General features: G+C 53.5%; 16 protein-coding genes. 7 read left to right on the top strand and 9 right to left on the bottom strand.

The window, feature by feature from the left end; translation table 11 throughout:
- Window positions 1-73: 73 nt before the first annotated feature.
- Together Pla22_RS16690 and Pla22_RS16685 are read right to left on the bottom strand one after the other, a co-directional pair.
- Window positions 74-1744 (bottom strand): hypothetical protein, encoded by a 1671-nt coding sequence (locus tag Pla22_RS16690; protein WP_146515952.1) that lies wholly within the window; start codon window positions 1742-1744, stop codon window positions 74-76.
- 71 nt (window positions 1745-1815) lie between these two features.
- A complete protein-coding gene (locus Pla22_RS16685) occupies window positions 1816-2580 on the bottom strand; it encodes an ABC transporter ATP-binding protein (RefSeq protein WP_146515951.1) in 765 nt (254 codons plus the stop codon).
- 247 nt (window positions 2581-2827) lie between these two features.
- Between Pla22_RS16685 and Pla22_RS16680 the strand changes: the two genes are divergently transcribed.
- Window positions 2828-4069, top strand: coding sequence for an MFS transporter (locus Pla22_RS16680; RefSeq protein ID WP_146515950.1), 1242 nt, complete (start codon window positions 2828-2830; stop codon window positions 4067-4069).
- Here the strand turns inward: Pla22_RS16680 and tpx are convergent.
- Window positions 4066-4581 (bottom strand): thiol peroxidase, encoded by a 516-nt coding sequence (gene tpx / locus Pla22_RS16675; RefSeq protein ID WP_146515949.1) that lies wholly within the window; start codon window positions 4579-4581, stop codon window positions 4066-4068. The genes Pla22_RS16680 and tpx overlap by 4 nt on opposite strands.
- Before the next feature lie 325 nt (window positions 4582-4906).
- Complete coding sequence (locus Pla22_RS16670; protein ID WP_146515948.1) at window positions 4907-5575, bottom strand: hypothetical protein; 669 nt, start codon at window positions 5573-5575, stop codon at window positions 4907-4909.
- Between Pla22_RS16670 and Pla22_RS16665 the strand changes: the two genes are divergently transcribed.
- From Pla22_RS16665 to malQ, 3 genes are all read left to right on the top strand, one after another.
- Complete coding sequence (locus tag Pla22_RS16665; RefSeq protein WP_146515947.1) at window positions 5574-6710, top strand: retropepsin-like aspartic protease family protein; 1137 nt, start codon at window positions 5574-5576, stop codon at window positions 6708-6710. The genes Pla22_RS16670 and Pla22_RS16665 overlap by 2 nt on opposite strands.
- A gap of 172 nt (window positions 6711-6882) precedes the next feature.
- Window positions 6883-9369, top strand: a complete 2487-nt coding sequence (locus tag Pla22_RS16660) for a glycogen/starch/alpha-glucan phosphorylase (protein ID WP_242632111.1) — start codon at window positions 6883-6885, stop codon at window positions 9367-9369.
- Window positions 9369-10889: a 4-alpha-glucanotransferase gene (malQ, locus tag Pla22_RS16655; RefSeq protein ID WP_242632110.1), complete on the top strand. Its 1521-nt coding sequence runs from the start codon at window positions 9369-9371 to the stop codon at window positions 10887-10889. The genes Pla22_RS16660 and malQ overlap by 1 nt, the downstream gene beginning before the upstream one ends.
- 252 nt (window positions 10890-11141) lie before the next feature.
- Here malQ and Pla22_RS16650 read toward each other — a convergent pair whose 3' ends face one another.
- Entirely contained in the window at window positions 11142-14615 is a 3474-nt protein-coding gene (locus Pla22_RS16650; protein ID WP_242632109.1) for a PVC-type heme-binding CxxCH protein, read from the bottom strand.
- 258 nt (window positions 14616-14873) lie between these two features.
- Between Pla22_RS16650 and Pla22_RS16645 the strand changes: the two genes are divergently transcribed.
- Complete coding sequence (locus Pla22_RS16645) at window positions 14874-15782, top strand: alpha/beta hydrolase (protein ID WP_242632108.1); 909 nt, start codon at window positions 14874-14876, stop codon at window positions 15780-15782.
- A 277-nt stretch (window positions 15783-16059) separates the two neighbouring features.
- Here Pla22_RS16645 and Pla22_RS16640 read toward each other — a convergent pair whose 3' ends face one another.
- Window positions 16060-16299, bottom strand: a complete 240-nt coding sequence (locus Pla22_RS16640) for a DUF3565 domain-containing protein (protein WP_146515946.1) — start codon at window positions 16297-16299, stop codon at window positions 16060-16062.
- A gap of 482 nt (window positions 16300-16781) precedes the next feature.
- Here Pla22_RS16640 and Pla22_RS16635 point away from each other — a divergent pair, with 482 nt between their 5' ends.
- Entirely contained in the window at window positions 16782-17483 is a 702-nt protein-coding gene (locus tag Pla22_RS16635) for a hypothetical protein (RefSeq protein WP_146515945.1), read from the top strand.
- A 107-nt stretch (window positions 17484-17590) separates the two neighbouring features.
- Here Pla22_RS16635 and Pla22_RS16630 read toward each other — a convergent pair whose 3' ends face one another.
- Window positions 17591-18550, bottom strand: a complete 960-nt coding sequence (locus Pla22_RS16630) for a nitrilase family protein (RefSeq protein ID WP_146515944.1) — start codon at window positions 18548-18550, stop codon at window positions 17591-17593.
- A gap of 244 nt (window positions 18551-18794) precedes the next feature.
- Here Pla22_RS16630 and Pla22_RS16625 point away from each other — a divergent pair, with 244 nt between their 5' ends.
- Complete coding sequence (locus tag Pla22_RS16625; RefSeq protein WP_146515943.1) at window positions 18795-19178, top strand: VOC family protein; 384 nt, start codon at window positions 18795-18797, stop codon at window positions 19176-19178.
- A 19-nt stretch (window positions 19179-19197) separates the two neighbouring features.
- Here Pla22_RS16625 and Pla22_RS16620 read toward each other — a convergent pair whose 3' ends face one another.
- Window positions 19198-19662: a DUF1801 domain-containing protein gene (locus Pla22_RS16620; protein WP_146515942.1), complete on the bottom strand. Its 465-nt coding sequence runs from the start codon at window positions 19660-19662 to the stop codon at window positions 19198-19200.
- A 113-nt stretch (window positions 19663-19775) separates the two neighbouring features.
- Window positions 19776-20174, bottom strand: a complete 399-nt coding sequence (locus tag Pla22_RS16615; RefSeq protein WP_146515941.1) for a hypothetical protein — start codon at window positions 20172-20174, stop codon at window positions 19776-19778.
- Window positions 20175-20312: the final 138 nt, after the last annotated feature.

Raw genomic sequence — 20312 nt, 5'->3', positions numbered from 1 at the left:
GTTGCGCAGATGATTCCGATCGATAAATCCCGACCGAACCATGACACCTAAAAACATAGGTCGCCAATAATGGTCAAACCATCATTTCGCTGGACAAATCAAACCGCCGCCAACACCAGGTTGTGACCGCGAAAGCGCCCGCTGCCGCACCCCAGGTCACCACGAGGGCTCCAGATATCACGGCAACGCCGACCAGCGATTCAGGCAACATGCCCTTGCAAAATGTTGCCCATACCGCTAGCAAAATGAAGGCTCCCAAGACGATGCTAGTTTTGCCAAGAAACGTTAGTTTCGTTCGGATCAGCATTCCAATGCCTTCGTTACGCTCGCGATGCGGATACGCCAAGAACAACGCATTCTCTGTCGCGAACGTGAACACAGACAGCGCGGCCAGCATCCCCACGTACATCAAAAATTGATACCAACCCGGGTGCAACACCAGGGCTGCGACGGACAAGACAAGCACTTGAAACACGCAGGTAATCAAAATGGGAAACCAAAGTTGTCCCAACACCATGGAAGCCGGATTGATCGGCAGCGTTCGAAGCAAGAGCATTCGTTTGAGGTCGCGCCGAAAGTCGAGTCTCAATGCCGAAGGAGCAACAAGTGAGGTGCACATTCCGACGCCGCCGACGACAAACAACCACGGATGATTGATTCGGCTACTTAGTAAAGGTGATAGACAAATAGCGCTGGGAATGGCGAAACTGAACAGGATCGTTCCTCGATAGCGTGACACGCTGACGGCCATCCGATAAGCGACTGAGGAAGCGTCAATATCGATTGCTGATAACAATCCAGTAAGTCCAAACGACGTCGGCCAAACGGACAACGAACTCACGCGGTTTTCAACGTGTCCCTTCTGCGACTCATACTCGCCAGAATGCAATCTTGCGTGTTCCCAACGAGAACTGGCCAACAAACACCGGCGGTCAATCACGACGAAGGCTAGTACCGACGTTGGCAAGGCGATCAAGGAAGCCAAGAGAAAAAGGGCCGTCATAGGATTCAACGAATCGGAAACTGCGACGTTCGCCGCACAATGCCAAGGCATCGATATCCACTGCACCATCTCACTTGCTGCGGTTTGCCCCAAGGACCTAAACGTCGCGGAAAGGTACATCGGCGGCGGTGCTCCCAAGGGAACCATCGCAATGATGCGCATCACCACTTGGAATACGATCGCTGCGGCGAGGGTTGACGTGATGGCTCGAAAAACGATGATTCCACGAGGCTCCATGCCGCCTGCCATCCGCGTTACCGTAAGTCGACATACCTCAAGCATCATTAGCGACGCAAATATCCCGACGACTAACATCGCGGGGTAGGTCACATCGACCGCCAAAACAACGGCCAACAAACACGTTTTCATGAACGTTGCCGGCACAATTTGCAGAACGTGATAGATCGCCAAGGACGAGCGACGCAGGGGCGCACCGCCGAGCATCCATTGCTCGCTCGGACTGAGATCCAGATCTAAGCTCGACGACGACCAAGCGCACTTGGTGCTGTGATAGATCGCGTACAGGACCATCCCACCAGACAGCCACAACTGCAATCTTCCGGGATCGGCGGGCTGGCGAGTGGATAAGATCATCACCCCAGCCAGAACGTACAGCACCATGAACGATGCGGCTAAGACGCTTGCGATGATTCGTCGCGGCGAAAGAAATCTGCTTACGGATCTGTGCATGCGGAAGCGACTGCGCACGACGATCAAACGCAGCAGTTCTCGATGTGTCATCCAATCGTCCCACGCTGATTCACACGCGTGAGTGTTTGAAGTCACATTCGTCACGTTCACGTCGCTTGCTTTCACAACACCGTCTCGGCGCTACACGCGTGTTCTGGAAATGACAGAATGCCCGTTGAGTTTTCGCTCGCAAAGTAGGCTGCTTCCAGCGAGGCGGCTTCCGGGTATCGACTTCGCAAATTTTCGACGCTGCCGAAGTATCGCACTCGCCCGGCGCCTAGCATTAGCACCTCGGTGCAGACTTCCTCGATCATTCCCAGCAGGTGGCTACTAAGGATCACGGTAGTTCCTCGTTGAGCCTGTTCGCGGATCGAATCGAGCAACGTTCGAATCCCCGGTGGGTCAAGTCCCGTCATTGGTTCATCAAGCAACAGAACCTGAGGATCGTGAATGTACGCGCACGCGATCGCTAGTTTCTGTCTCATTCCGCGAGACAGAGTTGTTGCGCCGGCGTTGGCTTTGCTGGTCAAGTGAAATTGATCTAGCAGGCGGTCGGCTTTGCCCGCGTAGTCATCCACTCGATAGACGCGGCCGATGAAGTGCAAGTGCTGCAGCACACTTAGGTCGTCGAACAACGGCGGATCGTCTGGCACGTAAGCCAAGCGGCGTTTCAGTTCAATCGAATCCCGAACAGCGTCGCATCCCGCGACCATCAAATCGCCTTCGGTCGCTTGAATAAGGCCAGCCAAACATCGCATCGTTGTTGTCTTGCCAGCACCATTGGGGCCAACGAGCCCACAAATGCTTCCCCGGTCAAGGGTAAACGAGACGTCATCGACCGCCAAATAGTCGTCATAAAGCTTGCGTAGTCCACGAACTTCAATCATGACGATGTGTCCCCCCTTGGCGAATCGTAACCCTATCAACGAAATTGCTTTTCCGAAGGCTAGGTTACGAATTGGAGGGGTGGCGGCTAAGGATCCTAATCCGCTATTCCAACCTGAACGGCGATTTGCCGCGGCCCTAGCGATAACGCCGGTTGTAATGATTGTTGGGCGTTAACAAGGGCGCTTGCCATCACCCCGATACTACCAAGGTCGGGTTGAATGTTCTTAACGCATTTCTAGGAAACACGTGTCGTCGGGCAACACCATCGAAGCGAAACATGCCAGCGTCTTGGCGCCTCTATCGATTCCCATCTTCCGATTGTTCTGGTTTGCGTCGATTTTTTCAAATTTGGGAACCTGGATTCATGAGGTCGGCGCGAGCTGGCTAATGACTCAACTCGACTCATCGCCGGAAATGGTTGCGGCCGTCCGTGTGTCGATGGCCATTCCGATGATGTTGATGGCCATTCCGGCGGGAGTCATCGCTGATCGAATCGACCGACGCAAGTTGATCATCGTTACGCAGTTGTTTTTGTTTTCAACCGCGTCTACGCTCGCGATGTTGACCTACTCCGGTGCGGTCACGGCCTGGTTGCTGCTTTCCCTGACCTTCTTAACGGGAATGGGAATGGTGTTGCACGTTTTGACATGGCAGTCCGCGATTCCTGAATTGGTCAGCCGGGCTCAACTTTCGCGTGCGGTGGCGCTAGGCAGCATCAGTTTCAATTTGGCTCGTTCGATTGGCCCGGCCATTGGCGGTGTCATGATCGCGATGGCCGGAACCTGGGTGACCTTCGCCGCCAATGCGTTTTCATTTGCAGGAGTCCTCGCCGTAGCGGTTCGTTGGAATCGAGAAGGCGCCGTTGCTCCCCAGCAAGTGTCCGTCAAATCGAGTCTCACCGAAGCGGTCGCGCACTTGCGTGCCACTGAATCCCTGAAGCACTCGTTGGTGCGATTAGCGATGTTCATGATTCCCGCGTCGGCAATGTGGTCGCTATTGCCGCTTCTTAGCCGACAACAACTGCTTTGGGCCGAACGTGGTTACGGATTCTTGGTCACCACCCTGGGCCTTGGTGCGGTAGTTGGCGCGACGATCATTCATAGTCTGCATCGCCGATTTGGGATGGATCGAACGATTCGCTTTGCAATGGGGCTGTTCGCGATCGCCTTGCTGATCCTTGCTCACACGACCAACGGATTAGCAGCCTCGACGGTGACGTTTGTGCTTGGTGGCGCCTGGATGATGACGCTGACAACGCTGAACTCAACCACACAATTGAGTCTGAGCAATGCGCTGCGAGCTCGAGGGATGAGCTTTTACTACGCGACGATGGCGGGGTCGATGTCGACGGGCGCTTTCGTTTGGGGACAAACCGCGGGGACATTTGGACTCGTCCACACCCTTTCCGTCGCCTCAATCCTGCTGATGATCCTAACCATCACCAGCAGGCTTTTTCCCATCTGCGTTAGCGAAGAAGTAGATGCTTAAACGAGCATTCGAACCGCTGCCATAGCGGCGGAATAATCAGGCTCGGAGGTTACTTCAGGGACGATTTCCTTGTAGGCAACCTTTCCGTCCGCGTCCAAAACAAACACGGCGCGGGCGAGCAACTTCAACTCGTCGATCGTTACGCCGTAGGCTTCACCGAACTCATGAGTTTGATAATCGCTAGCGGTTCGCATGTTGACGTTTTCAGCGCCACAGAAGCGAGCTTGGGCGAAAGGCAAATCACGCGACACGGTGACCGAGTTAATTTTGTCACCAAGCTTGCCGATCTCGTCGTTGAACTTCTTGGTCTGAGTCGCGCAAACGGGCGTATCAATGCTTGGAACAACGCTGATGATCGAAGGTTTGCCCTTCAAGTCAGCGACGGTCAACTTTTGAATGCCGTTGTCCGCGTAATGCAGAACAAAATCGGGGGCCTCGGCGCCGACGCCTAGATCGTCGCCCAACAAGGTCATTGGATTGCCCTTAAACGTAATCACTCCACTGCGTCCCATAGCTCTATTCTCCGTTGAGGATAAGAAGAACGGAATTCAACCCGTTTGTCGTTTGTACGAAATTTGCCGGTTGCACTCGTCGAATGCATCCTGCGTCGCAAACGGGATGAATTCCGTTCCGCCCTAAATGTCAGGCCGCAAATTATTGCGAAGGAAGCGACCGGCGAACAGTAGGCGTTGGCCATGGTGGCAGCCACCCGAGCATCACGGTGCCTTCGACAGCCGTGCCATCGATAGCCCTGCCTTGATCGCACAATTTATCGCAGTGTCTGTATTATCCCCCGGGCATCGTTATCCCCCGGTCGTTGTTATCCCCCGGTCGTTGTTATCGCAGTGCCTTCAACAAATCGGCAACTTGCTCGTGTACATCCGTGGTGGCGCTAACCACTAAGACTCGCCGCATGCTGTAATAGCGAATGGTTCCTGATCCGCCGCCCCTGTCCCAGTACTCGGGGTGCACAATTTGCTGGATCAATTCCACCAACTGCCATCCGGTATCAAAACCGGGTCCTGCCAAGCCGACGGGCAGCCCCACATCGGTTTGACCAGTCGACGCTTCAACTGAGCCCGAACTACCAAACGATGAATCACCCTCCGTTTGCACCGCCTGGTCGATCGCTAACCTGACACGATCATCTAAGCCTTCCGGCCGACCGATATTTTCGCGTTTGAGACGTCTGGATTCGGATTGTGAAATCTTCAGAAGTCGAGTGCGTATTTTGGAACAGTCCGCCTGCAACATTGGCAACTTGTGATAGCGATGATCACTGCGTAGTGCTACATACAAATCGCAGAGCGTGGCCGCTGCTTCCTGTTTTGCGGCCGCAGAATTAGCGCAAGCTTCATCTTTAAGCGCCAGACGAACCACCGCACGAAAACGAGTCGGCGAAACCTCGTCGTCACTGACTGCAAAAGAGCCACCGGACGCTAGAATAAACGTGAGCGTCAAATGGAATGTGACGCACCACTTTCTCAATACGAGTTGATTCAACATGATCCATCCACGCCTAAATCGGCGATTTACCTTGATCCCGATTGCCTGTGCTGGGTTTGCCTGCGTCTGGTTTGCCCTTTCGGTGCCAATGCCTGTGAAGGCCTTGATGGCGGACGAGACCTCGGTGACGCCTGAGACTCCCAAGTATTCGCCCGAAGTCGAAGAAAAGGCCGAGCGTATTTTAGCCGATCACGGACTACGGCGGTCCGGTAAATCGTTGCAGTCGACCAAGAGTGCGGATATCAGTCGTGCGGTGTCTGCTCTAGGCCGCGAAAAACGCGAATTGAAGCTTGTCAAGAAAGATTGGGAAGAAGCCGACCATCGCTTGCGATTGCACCGGAAACTGGCTCGCAGTTTGACTTTGCAAGACGGCGAACTCAATCTGCAACTCGCTCGCGTTGCGGGCGTAGACGTCTCGGCAAATAACCGAATCATCGGGCTGATCAACGCTAATCGAGCAAAGCAGCAGTTGGTCAAAGATGAGATTGCGGCCTTGAAGAAGAACGCCGATGAAAAACGTAAGACCCTCAATGAAGCGGAAGCGAAGTATGCCGAGTCGGTTTTAGCAGCTCGCGCTTCGTTGGACCAACTCACTGCAGAACTCAACAAGTCGCTTTCGGAACAGGACGTAATCACGGCGGTCAAAGTGATGCAAGTGAACTTCGACGTCGCTTCCGACGAAACGGCCGGCTCGATTTTAAATTCGGTGGAAAGACGAGTTTTGAAAATCGAGGAAGAGGTATTTCGAGAATCGATCCCGCTGCGAATCGAAGGCGGCGCGTTGATCGTTGATGTCGTGGTCGACCGCAAATCGGTGCCAATGATGGTCGACAGCGGTGCGACTTTGGTGAGTTTGCCGATGGAAACGGCTACAAAATTAGGAATTTTGGTTCCCGAAGATGCACCTCGATTGAACCTAATTATGGCCGACGGACGCCAGATTTCGGCTCGCCGGGTCACGCTAGAAAAAGTCCGAGTCGGAAATTTCGAAGCCGAGGGCGTTGAAGCTGCCGTTCTGGACGTGACGGCGACGGGCGCGGAACCGTTGTTAGGTATGAGCTATTTGGGCAACTTCAAATTTGAGATTGATACCGCAGCGAAGACGCTAAAAATGCTAAGAATAAGCACCGATTGATAGTGCATCGACAATTTGACCTCGAATCGCGACAATGCTCCAGTGTTCGCGGGCCAAGTTGATGTCTTCCGCCCAGGGACGCTGCTACCTTTGGCATCGTACCACTGAACGAAGACCGGCACTTTTCACGGACACTCGCTCAGCCACTCGATCGAGTTTTACGACCTCCACTTTGAAGACGATTTCCAAGATGCTCGACCAAACTTCCCACGACAAAGAAACCTTCGACGTCTTGGCTCCGCTCAATCAAGAGCATCGCCGCCACTTGATGTACACGTTCGGTCACGACGAAAGCGACATCGGTTCCAACTATCACTACCGTGCGCTCGCAACCGCGGTTCGCGATCGAGTGACCCACCACTGGCGTAACACGCGTCACCAGTTCGCGACGACCGACCAAAGACGCGTCCACTACTTTTCGCTCGAATTTCTTCTGGGACGTTCTCTTAACAACGCAGTCCAAAATTTGGACTTGGAAGAGTCTGCACGCAACGCTTTGCATCAGTACGGTGTTCAGCTCGAAGAGATCGCGGACGAAGAACAAGACGCGGGACTCGGCAACGGAGGCCTGGGTCGATTGGCGGCTTGCTTCTTGGATAGTTGCGCCAACTTGCAGCTTCCAGTTGCGGGATACGGAATTCGTTACGAGTTCGGCATGTTCCACCAAATGATCGAGAACGGCCGCCAAGTGGAGGCCCCCGATCACTGGCTTCGTGATGGCAACATCTGGGAAATCGAGCGTCCCGAAGACACACGAACCATTAAGTTCTATGGTCGCACCGAACGATACATGGCCGACTCGGGCAAGATGGCGAGTCGTTGGGTTGGCACCCATGACATGCTTGCCGTTCCTTACGACATGCCGATTCCCGGTTACAAGAACCAAACCGTCAATACGCTTCGATTATGGAAGGCTGCCGCGACGGATGAATTCAATTTGGAAGAATTCAACTCGGGCAACTACCCCGATGCTGTCGTTCAGAAGAACAATGCCGAACAGATCTCAATGGTCTTGTATCCTAATGACGCCAGTGAAAACGGTAAGGAACTGCGTCTGAAGCAACAGTACTTCCTTGTCTCGGCAAGTCTGCAGGATGTTTTAGCAGCCTGGGTCGAACAGCACGGCGAAGACTTCACTCACTTTGGCGAAAAGAACTGCTTCCAACTTAACGATACGCACCCTGCTTGCTCAGTTCCCGAACTGATGCGGTTGTTGATGGACGAGCACGGTCTTGAATGGGACGCAGCTTGGAAGATTACGTCAAGCTGCATGGCTTACACGAACCACACGTTGCTGCCCGAGGCTCTTGAGCGTTGGTCGGTTGCCCTGTTCAGCCGATTGCTTCCACGCTTGCTGGAAATCATCTACGAAATCAACGAACGTTTCTTGGCATTGGTCAAGGAAGCTCACCCTGGTGACACCGCTCTGCTGCGACGCGTTTCGCTTGTCGAAGAAGGCCATCAACCTCACATCCGAATGGCCTACCTTTCGATCGTCGGAAGTTTCTCCGTCAACGGTGTTGCCGCCCTGCACACTGAACTACTCAAAGAAGGCTTGTTCCTAGACTTCTATAAGATTTGGCCAGAGAAGTTCAACAACAAGACCAACGGCGTGACTCAACGTCGATGGTTGTCCCACTGCAATCCGCTTCTGCGTGATCTGTTGATCGAAACCATCGGAACCGAATGGGAATGCGATTTGATGCAGATGGAAAAGCTTGCGCCGTACGCCGACGACGCCGCTTTCCAAAAGAAGTGGGCCGATGTCAAACTTGCCAACAAGCAACGACTCGCTGCTCATGTTCTTAAGCACACCGGTGTTGAGTTCATGGAAAATGCGATCTTCGACGTGCAAGTGAAACGGATTCACGAATACAAGCGACAACTGCTTAATGTGCTGCACGTGATTCATCTTTACGATCGAATCAAGCGAGGCGAAACCAAAGACATGACGCCTCGCTGTGTTCTGATTGGTGGCAAGGCGGCTCCTGGATATCACGTCGCGAAGCTAATTGTCAAACTGATCAACAATGTGGCTTCCGTCGTCAATGCTGATCCGGCGACGAAGGGTCTGTTGCGATTAGCGTTCTTCCCGAACTATCGCGTTTCGACGATGGAAATCATTTGCCCGGGCACAGAGTTGTCCGAGCAGATTTCGACCGCGGGTAAAGAAGCTTCGGGGACCGGAAACATGAAGTTCATGATGAACGGAGCGTTGACCATTGGTACGCTTGATGGTGCGAACATTGAAATTCGCGAGAAGGCGGGTGACGAGAATTTCTTCCTCTTTGGCCTCGATGCCCAAGGCGTGGTTGAAGCTCGCAAGAGCTACGATCCCAACACGATCATCGCCGACGATCCTGAGATCCGCCGCGTGATGGAACTGCTCGAAGGAGGAACGTTCAACATGAATGAACCTGGCATCTTCGATCTGTTGACCCAGGGACTTCGCAATCCTCACGATCAATGGGTATCGATCGCTGACCTTCGCAGTTACATTGACGCCCAAACCGAAGCCGGTGCAACTTATCGTGACCAGGCAAAATGGAATCGAATGAGCATTCTTAATTCAGCCCACAGTGGTTGGTTCTCTAGCGATCGCACCATTCAGCAGTACGCTGATGAGATCTGGGGCGTCAAACCACTGCGGAACGTCTGATGCCTGAATCATCCATGTCAAACACAACTCGTCGCAGTGGTGTGCTATGTCACATCACTTCCCTGGCAACTCCACACGGTGTTGGCGACCTCGGACCGGCTGCTCGGGGCTTCGTCGATTTCTTGATCCAGTCCGGGCAAACCCTGTGGCAAGTTTTGCCGCTCGGACCACCCGCACATAATTACTCGCCCTACAGTTGCTATTCGGCAATGGCGGGGAATCGAGTGATGATCAGCCCCGATGATCTTCTGGTGGATGGCTTGGTCACCGAGGATCAGGTCAAAGCGTCTGCGGTACAACGAGCTGATATTTGTTTTGTCGATTTCCAGCAATCGTTAGGCAAGAAGGATGTCTTGCTGCGACAAGCGTTTGAGGTGTTCACTCAAACATCGCCGTGCGAACTAGTGGACGAATTCGAAGCGTTTCAACTCGCCCAGCGTGATTGGCTTGAGGACTTCGCTCGTTACGAAGCGATCATGTCGCACCTAGTCATGCTCGACTGGACCCAATGGCCCGACGGGTTGCCCCAACATGCTCCCGACGCAATCGCGAAGTGGGACGATAAACTGGCGGAGGAAATTGAGTACTCGCGATTCGTCCAGTTCTTGTTTGATCGCCAATGGTTTAAGCTAAAGAGCTACGCAAACGAGCGTGGAGTTCAGTTGTGCGGCGACATGCCTATCTTCGTTGCTCACGAGAGCAGTGATGTATGGGTGAACCAAGATCTATTTCACCTTGATGAAGTTGGCAAACCGGCTCTGGTTGCCGGAGTGCCACCGGATTACTTCAGCGAGACCGGTCAACTTTGGGGAAACCCGTTGTATAACTGGGAAGCGATCGAAGCTGATGAGTATCGTTGGTGGACTCAGCGGTTCAGCCGCGCGGTTCAACAGTTTGATTTGTTGAGAGTGGATCACTTCCGTGGTTTCGAAGCCTATTGGGAAGTGCCAGCGAGTGAAGAGACGGCGATTAACGGGAAGTGGGTCAAAGGCCCAGGCGAAAAACCATTCCGAGCGGCGGAAGCCAAGCTCGGACCACTCCCGTTTATCGCTGAGGATTTGGGAATGATCACGGAGGAAGTCTACGAACTTCGTGACGCTCTCGGCTATCCCGGCATGCGTGTCCTACAATTCGGGTTTGACAATGAAGAGGACGTTTTCCATCGTCCGATCGACTATCCCGAGAACTGCGTCGCCTACACCGGCACGCACGACAACGACACTGTCATGGGATGGTACCTAAGGCGAAAGAGTGACGAAACGTTCATGGAACTGCTAGCGCCGTATTTAGAATCGGACCTACCCGTCAATTGGCAACTGATCGACGCAGTACTGCAGTCCAAAGCATCGCTGACGATCATGCCGATTCAAGATTTGTTCGGCCAAGGCAACGAAGCTCGCATGAATGTTCCCGGCAAGGCGTTCGGTAACTGGGCGTGGCGATTCGCTCCTGAAACGCTCACGCCCGAAGTTGCCATGCAAATGCGAAAGCTAACCGTAGCGTCATCTCGAGCGGTTTAACCGACAAGCGACCATCGCTCATGGGGCAAACGATGGTCCGGGCGATGCTAGTCGGTTTGGTAACGGCTAGTCTTGTCGCTGCGATCTCGCAACAGCTAATCTTTCAACAGCTAATCTTTCAACAGCTAATCCCGCGGCGGGCACTCTTGCAGTCGGACACCCGACGCGGCCAAGCGTTTCACCGACCGCGTGCTTTGCGCCAACACTGCGTTGCCACTCGCTAGAACGCAACGACATTCGTTGCCGCATCAATCACGGAAGCGTCGCATCTCCGTTGACTTCCACCGCGAACGGGGATGTGATTTGATCGCGGTAGATTCCGAAGATGATGGTATGAGTACCAGCGTCAAGCTTCTTCGAAACAAGTCCGCTGACCGGTGTCGGTTTTCCATCGAGCCATGCATCGAGACCGGATTCTAACATCGTCGAAGGCAGCGCGACCTTCATCGTTCCCGCCTCAGGCATGACCAAATTGAAACGAACGAAGGAAGTCGGCGGAGTCGTCCGGTGCTGTTGAAAGCGATCGAGTTCACTAATCGGTAGAGTTCCATCGACTAACGACGTGATAGGCCGCCACTGCATGATTGGATCGTCGCTAGCGACCGAATCGGTGCTGGTACGATTGAACACTCGGTTCGCCTCGTTCGTGTAAACCAGCGTTTCCCATGACTGAACCAACGGCTTTGTCGAAACCGTGAACTCAGGCTCGCGTCCCAATGCGGAAAGGAACGCAGTCAAGTCAACTAATTCCGACTGAGTCAATGTGTCGACCAACCCGAGCGGCATCAGAGACTTTCCGGGCTTTTCATCTTCGATCGAATCCAACGGGATCGAGATCTCTTTGCCGTCGGCAAGTCGAAGCAGAATGGCCTCGGGAGTTTCGCCGATCGCGATGCCGGTGTGCAATTGCCCTTCGTCGGTCAACACCGACAAGGTGGTGTAGCCTTCTTTGAGCTTCGCACTGGGATCGAGCAGCGACTCGATGATATAGTCAACCTGAGCACTGCCACCGATGCTGATCAGGTTGGGACCGACCAGGCCGCCCGCAGATCCGATCGCGTGACAGGTGATGCATTGCAACCCAGAGCGACGGTAGATTTGCTCGCCTCGGTGCGGGTTGCCGCTTGATTTGACTTCCCCGACAAGCTTTTGCGATAGCTCGGGCGACAACTTCCAAGCCGCGTCCTCGAGGTTTCCGACATTCCGAATGGCAGATTCCAATCCTGCGTCGCCGCCCTTCGCTTGCACCTTCGCCAACATTGCACGGGCTTGATTAGCCGAGTACGTTCGCTTCTGAATTTCAGCGGCGACCGGAGTCGGGAGTCCTTTTCGATTGATGAGATCATCAAACAGTGCCAAACCTTGGTTCAACGTCTCGTCGCTCTGCAACATGGTTAGGACTGCCGGTATCGACATCCGCGGGCGTTGGCCCAACATCGCTTTGACGGCGGCAAACTGGATCTCAGGTTGATCGGACTTCGCTAGTTCCTGGATGGTCGTGCGAGCGGACTGGGAATCGAGACTTCCCAAAGCCGCGATCAATTGTGACTGCAGATCCGGTCCGGCTTCGTTGATCGCTGGCGTGATCACCGACTCCAACTCAACAACCTTCCAGACCTCGATCATCTTCGCGACCTTGCTAGCCCAATGCGGGTTCGAAACCAGGCTCTGCACGTCGGGCACCGCTGCCGAAAGCACATCGGCAATTCCAGCGGGTTTAGTGCCATCTGCCTGGGTCCTAGCAATCAACGAATCGAATTGGTCCTTTCCAGCGGGATGACCCACCAGTGTTTTGGCAAGCCTTCCAAGCTGGTCCGCATTCGCCGACGATGCAATGGCACGAATCATTTCGCTCATCACATCGGTTTCAATGTTCGCATCTTTCAGGGCATCCAAACCAACCTGCGCGGCTTTCGCGTCGCCAATCGCTGTGATCGCTTTCGCCAAATCACGCTCGCGTCCTTTCCATTGGGCATCAGCCAAGATCGAAGAGTTCGACGGGTGTCTTGCCGCGATCGACCGAGCGGATTGCCAGATGGCGAAGTCCAAATTGCCGTCAACGTCCTGACCCGCAGCTGCCACCACAGCGTTTAACGCTTCAATTCCGTCGAGTTGGCCCGCGATGACGACCGCCTCCAATCGGACTGCAGCGTTAGCGTGAGAAGTTTGACTAAGTGCAAAACTTTCGATTTGTTGTCGAAGATCGGCGCCGGCCGATTTTTCTCGGTTCCGATAGAGACTGCGAAGAACGGTTCGTTGATATCTCGCATCTACGGATTCGAAACGATCGATCGAGGAGGCGAGGTCGGCATCCTCGGGTGCATCGAGGGATTCGTTGATCCACAGCAGTTCTATCAGGCGGGTTCCCGGTTTCTCGTTCACCCAACTCCGCACCGACTTCATCACCTGGGCAGCATCAACCTCTAATTGTTTCCAAAGTTGTTGTCGCGCAAACTGGCGAACCGGCAAAGCTGGATCCTCCAACAAGGCGACCAGCGAATCCGTTGGCAGAGCACTAAATTCAGGCCAAGGGTCCGCTTCACGTCGCGGAAACGAAACTCGCCATATTCGACCATGCTTGCGGTCCCGACGCTCATCACGAAAGTCCACTTCACCGTGTTGGATGATCGGGTTGTACCAGTCCGCGATGTAGATCGCACCGTCGGGTCCCATGCGAGCGTCGATGGGACGGAAAGCAACGTGCGGTGTGGTGATAACCTCGGGTTGTTGACGGCTGACATAGCCACTGGCCGAAGGTCGAACGTCGAAACGGCACACGCGGTGCGATCGAAAATCGTTGGTCACCATCGTTCCCGACCAGGCAGGCGGAATGTGAGTTCCAGAAAGGATTTCCAAACCGCAATGTTTGGGGCTGCCGGGATTCAGCCCAGTCAACCATCGCGTTGCACCGGGGGATGTCGCAAACACGGAATCTGGGAACGCATAGTTAATGCCCTCGAAGTACGCCCCATCGGTTACAAATGATTCACCGTAAGCATCGAATTGGTGCCCCCACGGATTGATGAAGCCCTTGCAAATGACTTCCAATTCATTCGTTTCAGGTCGGAATCGCCAAATGCCACCCCCGTCCAAATGCCGTGTCCCATCGGGCGTGTCGATGTGCGAGTGAATGTAAATTGATTGGTTGAAATAGACACATCCGTCGGGACCATAGCGCAACGTATGCACAAGGTGATGGGTATCCTCGGTGCCAAAGCCACTGATAATCACCTTTCGTTGATCAGCCCTGCCGTCGTGATCGGTGTCAGTCAGGTACAACAGTTGCGTGCTGTCCACGACGTAGGCGGCATGCGGGCCGTCGGGCAGGACTCCGGTGGGAATTAACAATCCGTCCGCGAACACCGTTTGTGAATCAGCCTGGCCATCGCCGTTGGTGTCTCGGACCACAATGATCTTGTCATTCGCCACTTCGCCCGGCTGAATTTGCGGATAAACCTCGCTGCTGGCCACCCACAAGCCACCTTCGCAATCGAAGTTCATTTGGATCGGTTTACGAATGTCAGGATCCGCGGCAAACAGATTGACTGACGCTCCCTCGGCCAGATTCATCATTTCCATTTCGGAAACCGGATCCGGCGTCGGGATGTCTTGCAGGTCGTTCTGACCCAATATCACATTGGGCCAAGCCAACCATGAAAACGTCATTGCGAGAGTAAAGACGGCGATTCGGCGAACGGATTGGCCTGATTTCGCGATTTTGATCATGATTTGTGCAGAAGAACGCCAGGAACGAAGTGAGTTAAGTTTGACCGGATTTTGTAGCCGGTCTAATCTTACTTGATAGCGAAGCTGTACGATGGCGTCAGCAAAGCGAAATCAGGTTCGCCTTTTTTCCATCCAACCCACCCTATTGACCGAACGGATTTGTGCATGCGAGCGATGACGGCAACGATGAGCGATAATCTTTCCCACTCGAATGATCTTCAACCGACGATCATGTGTCCCCACGTACAAGCCAACCGCGTGCGACGAGCGCTCACGAGCTTGTTCGTATTTCTGATTGCTATTGCAGTCGCGAACACAGCGCTGGCGCAACGCAAACCGAAAACGGAAGAAGATGACCGATACAAGCCGCGTCCGGTGAAGTTGAAAACGAAAGACGGGGTCACTCTTCGCGCGTTCTACTTCCCCTCGGAAAAAGGAAAGAACGCCATCACCGTCTTATTCGTCCACGAATGGCAAGGTCAGTCCAGTCCCTACGTGCCGCTGATCGCGGCACTGCGTTCGGCAGGCTGTGCTGTATTGGTACCTGATTACCGCGGTCACGGCGGCAGCATGGAATACATCGACGTAACCGGCAAACCGCAGAAGTTCGACGTTTCGCGAATGAGCAAGGTTGATGTTCAAAACATCATCCGTATCGATCTGGAAAAAGCGAAGGGCTTCTTGAAGGAAGAGAACAATGCAGAGAACCTGAACCTAAACGCGTTGGTTGTCGTTGGCGTGCGAGAAGGCTGCATTCTGGCATCCCATTGGGCCAGCATCGATTGGTCGTTTCCGAGCGTGGGAAGCATCAAGCAAAGCCAAGACGTGAAAGCGTTGGTTTTGATATCGCCTGAGAAACAACTCAAAGGTTTGCCAATCGAACCGCCACTGCGCGATCCCAACATCCTTCAGTTGCCGATCATGATAGTTGCCGGACAAACCAGTCCCGAGGCGAAGGACGCCGAGCGGATTGGCCGTCGCATCGAGGGAGCGAAGAAGCGTGCTGGCGGTGGAACGGTCTCGGGCTTCGAATCACTCATGATCGATACGTCCTTAACTGGCCCATCTTTGGTGAGCAACGAACCGAAGGTCATCCCCGCGATCGTGGACTTCATCACTAAGAGTGTTCCGATCAACGACGAAGAAAACCCTTGGATCGAGCGTTGATCTCGTTCGCGAATGAAAGCGCAATCGTCGAGTGAGCAAGTGTTGCCAATTCAAGTTGCCACTCGAGTGCCAACGTTTTGAGTGCCAACCGTCTGATTGCCAACGGTTTGATTGCGAAATGCCCGGCGAAATGCTGGCGTTTTAAACAATATCACTCGTTTGCCTCAGCGATGCGTGCACCTTCTTTCGAAGCCAGGCGGTTTATCGTCTAGCGGCAGGTACTTACGCAGCAGACCTAATCACAAATCTTGCGAAGTCGTGGGACAAACGCGGATTTTTACTCGGTGTCAAAGTCAGGCGGTGCTCCTTCATCGCACTTGCGGCATCGAAGCTGGTAACCCAGCAAAGATCGACGACCGCTCTCGGTCTTAACCCAACTGCGATTCATCCATGGTGGGTCATGCCGAACATGTTGCTGATGACCACACGCCAACCGGGCAACCCAATGCGAATCATCGTCCGTGTGATAGCCGATGATTGGTTGTTTGGTTGGTTCTCTTGTTGCTGTCTCGCTCATTTGAATCTCCCCAGGAATTTGGTGCGGCGATACGGCGGGCTGACATCAATCCCGATACCTTTGCCGACTTCAATTCCGCACCTGGACGTGCATGTTTGCATTGTACAACTTGTCGCGTATCGGCAACAGACTTTCCACTAGGTTTTCCAGAACAATCGGTGACCTTTGCAGAGAGAGGCGACCTTTCCAGAGAGATACAAACGCGTTCACTTTCCAAAGTTAACCTCCGCGACCAGCGCGATGGTCGCTTGTCGTCCAAGTCGATCTGACAAAAGCTTGTAAACTTTGCGTTGTAAATGCCATCCACAACGGCTCGCGTGAAACTGAAGCTGACGGATGCTTCGCGATTTACGCGTTGATTGCACGCGTTTGCCGCTCAATCATCGCATCGCAATATTTTTGACGCTCGAGAGAACCTTTTGGCACGCCGCTCGCAATTGTGTGTCGGAATCAGGATCTTCTCTTCTATCACGGATGTCAAAATGAAAACCATCAACCATATGGTGTCGCTCTCGATGTGGACCATCGCTTGCTGCAGCTTACTTTCCATCGTTCTAGGTAGTGTTCGTGCTGGTGATGGCAATGGACAAGTTTCTCGCAACAATGCCGGGCTCGCTCAAACAAGTTTCATAAGCAGCTACCTTGCCCAAAATCAAGACGCCGAGACGCTGGCGATCCAATTGCCCAACTGGATAACCATGCATTTCGACAATGCTGTTGATGCGGCGACCCATGCCGAAACACTTCAGAAGTTTGGCTGCGAAATTAAGAAAGCCGAACACGCTACTCATATCGACGTTACATACCGACTACCTCTTTGGACCGACATTCCGATGCACAACCACGCTGCGGCGGAGCAATGGGCGGACTGGCTTAGCAAATCAGGCTTCGACGTCTCGCACGCTCATCTTGATGCGGAGTTCACTCAAGGTCCCGAGCCAGTGCAACTGCGTTTAGTTCAATGGCGTCAAATGCATGGTGACGGCTCGGCTGAAGAAAAACAGTACATCGCAATGTTGCAACGCCTGGGTGTCGAAGTGCAAGTCGATCAGCATGGCGACCATTCCGACATTGCGTTCCGGGCGCCGACTTGGCGAGCTGTTCATCTCAACGACCACGCTTCTGCTGACGAATTGGTCCAATGGCTAAGCAAGAACGGGTTTGAGACTCACCATCAACACTAGTCTGTGATATTGGGCGATGAGTACTCGCGCGACTTGATATTAAGCGACTCGACTTGGCGTGAGTCCATCTTCAACCGGCTTGCGAACAGTGATTTCCATCCACAGCTTCACGAGTGGTCGAAGCGGACTGCACGAGTCGGTTGTTCGTCGCCGCGTCGGGTGGCGATCGCTTGGTACAGCTCGGGACGTCGAGAACGCATCCAGCGTACTCCGGTCGAGCGATCGCGAAGGGAACCATCCAAATCTGCGATCACCATGTCGTCACCCGCCTTGCTGGTCTCCACGATGATCCGTCCATAGGGGTCTAGGATCATTGCATTCCCGGTTCGAACCTCGTCGTCGTCCGGCCCGACACCGTTGCTAAATACGTAGAACACTCCGTTGTCATGGGCACGCGCGGGCAACCAACGCATCAACCATCCACGTCCTTTGTCACCGGTAATCTCGGCGTGGATCTTGTCAGGCTGACTTTCGCGAGCGTCCCAAACTTCACGATCAATGGGGCTCATGGCAAACGGACTTCCCGAGTTACATCCACCAGTTTGATGGGGTGCTAGGATCAGCTCGGCCCCCGCCAGCGCACACATCCTCGCGTTTTCAGGGATGTTGTTGTCGTAACAAATGAGGATTGCCGTTCGCCAACCGCCAGGCAATTCAAAGATCGTGTAAGCATCGCCCGATTGCATATGCTCGCTGATAAAGCAGTGCAACTTGCGATGACAGTGGGTTTGTCCTTCGGGAGTCGTGACGACATACGAGTTGTACAAGTTTCCCGCGTCATCGATCTCGACTAATCCCGCACCGATGCAGATATTGAACTCCTGAGACCAGTTCAAAAGCTGCTTCGAGGTTGGACCGTTGGGAATCGGCTCTGCTAGTTCAGCCAACTCGACTGCACTCAAATGACGCAAATGCCAATAGCCCGATACGCAACATTCCGGGAAGCAAACAACTTCCGCACCTTCCCCGGCGGCCGCTTCGATATAACCTCGCATGGTGGATAAGTTGGCGTTCTTGTCGCCGGGTTGATGGTTGAACTGCACCGACGCAACACGCAGAGATTTCATTAAAGCAGACCCAAAACAGATATTTAGAACACAGGCGACCTAAGGTACTGCCTTTCTTCATTCCCGACACACGATAACATTCTTGACACGCGATCGTGTTGCCCTGACGCACGATTTTCATCGAATCAGAAGAACGTTCGACACGCAAAAGCTACACTGCGATGCAGCGATGTCACCGCGGAAACAGTTATCGCATGTGCGTCGCTCGATAGCTTTAACTCACCGTCGTATGAAGGACGTATCCATGCAGTTTCGTTACACAATCCTCTATGTTGAAGACGTTGCCCAAACCCTCGATTTCTACACCTTGGCGTTCGGCGTTGAACGCAAGATGCTTCACGAATCCGGTGACTACGGCGAATTGTCGACAGGCGATACGACTCTATCGTTTTCTTCCAAGAAGCTCATGACGCAACTGGGAAAGCATCCGGGCAACGTCGACTCCGCATCTCCGATATTCGAGATTGCCTTCGAAACCGACGATGTACCTGCCGCATTGCAGCGAGCGACCAAGGCCGGAGCGAAGCTGATTCAAGATGCCGAAACCATGCCATGGGGACAAACAATCGCCTATGTCCTGGACAACAACGGATTCCTCGTCGAAATTTGCACCGCAGTTGGACAATAACTAGAGGACTTTCCTTTTGCTATTTCGCTCCATTGAGGACTTGAGACTCGTAAATCTTGATCCATTTTGCGACGCTCATCTTGGCCGCCAATTTGCCCACTAGTTCGTACGGGATTTCATCGATCTTCTTAAAACGAATGCACGATTTCCCCATGTCTAACTTCCGAGAACAATGGCGTGGGTATTCCGCCACAAACCAATCCAACAAGTCCACGTCCGCGTACATGCCCATGTGATAAACCGCGACGTAGTTTTTCTGGGACGCTAGGTTCACAAACGGTAAGGGCAACGAAGGGTCGCAGTGATACCCCGATGGATATCGCGAGTGCGGAACCACGTAACCGATCATCCCGTAGTTAATACACTCCGTGAATCCGCGTGGGAGATTCTCTCGGACTACTTTCCGCAACTTCGCAACAACGGCCTGTCGCTCGTCGGGAAGCAATTGAAGGTATTCGGAGACCGAGTGGACGTTGGTCTTCATAGTAGGGGATAGGTAAAAGGTGTCATTGCCACTGCGATCCTCGGCGGGCGAAGCTGATTTTGATGGTTCGTCGCTTTGCCTCTAGGACTGCCGATAATTTCTGCGTGGTGATTTCACTTCACTTTTGTGCGGCGATAGATGTAGAAATGACAATCGGGATCCTGGGACGAGCAGAATGTCTCGGGGAAGGGATGACCAGGGTGCGACCAACAAAACCGCAGCTCATCGTCTCCCAGCTCGTAAATTCCTGAGGCCGAAGGCACCGCCATCGGGAGGCGTTTCATAACGCCAGACGATTCGAACCCAACTAGCTGCCACTTCATCCGACTGGGCGACAGCGTGTCATCGACCTCGTAAGAATAAACCGGCCATTCAGGCATGCGGATATCACGAATGAAGCCATCGCAAATGATGATCTTTGATCCCACATTCGATTCGTTGGCAACACCACCAACGTGACATTCGATAACTTCCCACTCACCATTGAGCTCATCAGGTAGTTCGCTTGCCATCGGAAGACACTTTGTAAAGGATGACCAAGTCCAAAAACAGTGAGTTCACTTTAGCCGAGCTTGATCGGCAGATCAAATATTCTTGAGTACGAAACGTTTCCCCGGTTCATCCGCAGGTTAACAAGCGTGAACTAGTTG

This window comes from Rubripirellula amarantea, assembly GCF_007859865.1.
GTDB classification, from domain to species: Bacteria; Planctomycetota; Planctomycetia; order Pirellulales; family Pirellulaceae; genus Rubripirellula; species Rubripirellula amarantea.
The sequence above is the reverse complement of the archived record's forward strand: the minus strand, read 5'-3'. Positions and strand labels throughout refer to the sequence as shown.

Excerpts from the sequence above, each read along its gene's own strand:
- Pla22_RS16690 (WP_146515952.1), bottom strand. The coding sequence starts at position 1,744 with ATGACACATCGAGAACTGCTGCGTTTGATCGTCGTGCGCAGTCGCTTC.
- Pla22_RS16685 (WP_146515951.1), bottom strand. The coding sequence starts at position 2,580 with ATGATTGAAGTTCGTGGACTACGCAAGCTTTATGACGACTATTTGGCG.
- tpx (WP_146515949.1), bottom strand. The coding sequence starts at position 4,581 with ATGGGACGCAGTGGAGTGATTACGTTTAAGGGCAATCCAATGACCTTG.
- Pla22_RS16665 (WP_146515947.1), top strand. The coding sequence starts at position 5,574 with ATGATCCATCCACGCCTAAATCGGCGATTTACCTTGATCCCGATTGCC.
- Pla22_RS16670 (WP_146515948.1), bottom strand. The coding sequence starts at position 5,575 with ATGTTGAATCAACTCGTATTGAGAAAGTGGTGCGTCACATTCCATTTG.
- malQ (WP_242632110.1), top strand. The coding sequence starts at position 9,369 with ATGCCTGAATCATCCATGTCAAACACAACTCGTCGCAGTGGTGTGCTA.
- Pla22_RS16650 (WP_242632109.1), bottom strand. The coding sequence starts at position 14,615 with ATGATCAAAATCGCGAAATCAGGCCAATCCGTTCGCCGAATCGCCGTC.
- Pla22_RS16640 (WP_146515946.1), bottom strand. The coding sequence starts at position 16,299 with ATGAGCGAGACAGCAACAAGAGAACCAACCAAACAACCAATCATCGGC.
- Pla22_RS16635 (WP_146515945.1), top strand. The coding sequence starts at position 16,782 with ATGAAAACCATCAACCATATGGTGTCGCTCTCGATGTGGACCATCGCT.
- Pla22_RS16630 (WP_146515944.1), bottom strand. The coding sequence starts at position 18,550 with ATGAAATCTCTGCGTGTTGCGTCGGTGCAGTTCAACCATCAACCCGGC.
- Pla22_RS16625 (WP_146515943.1), top strand. The coding sequence starts at position 18,795 with ATGCAGTTTCGTTACACAATCCTCTATGTTGAAGACGTTGCCCAAACC.
- Pla22_RS16620 (WP_146515942.1), bottom strand. The coding sequence starts at position 19,662 with ATGAAGACCAACGTCCACTCGGTCTCCGAATACCTTCAATTGCTTCCC.
- Pla22_RS16615 (WP_146515941.1), bottom strand. The coding sequence starts at position 20,174 with ATGGCAAGCGAACTACCTGATGAGCTCAATGGTGAGTGGGAAGTTATC.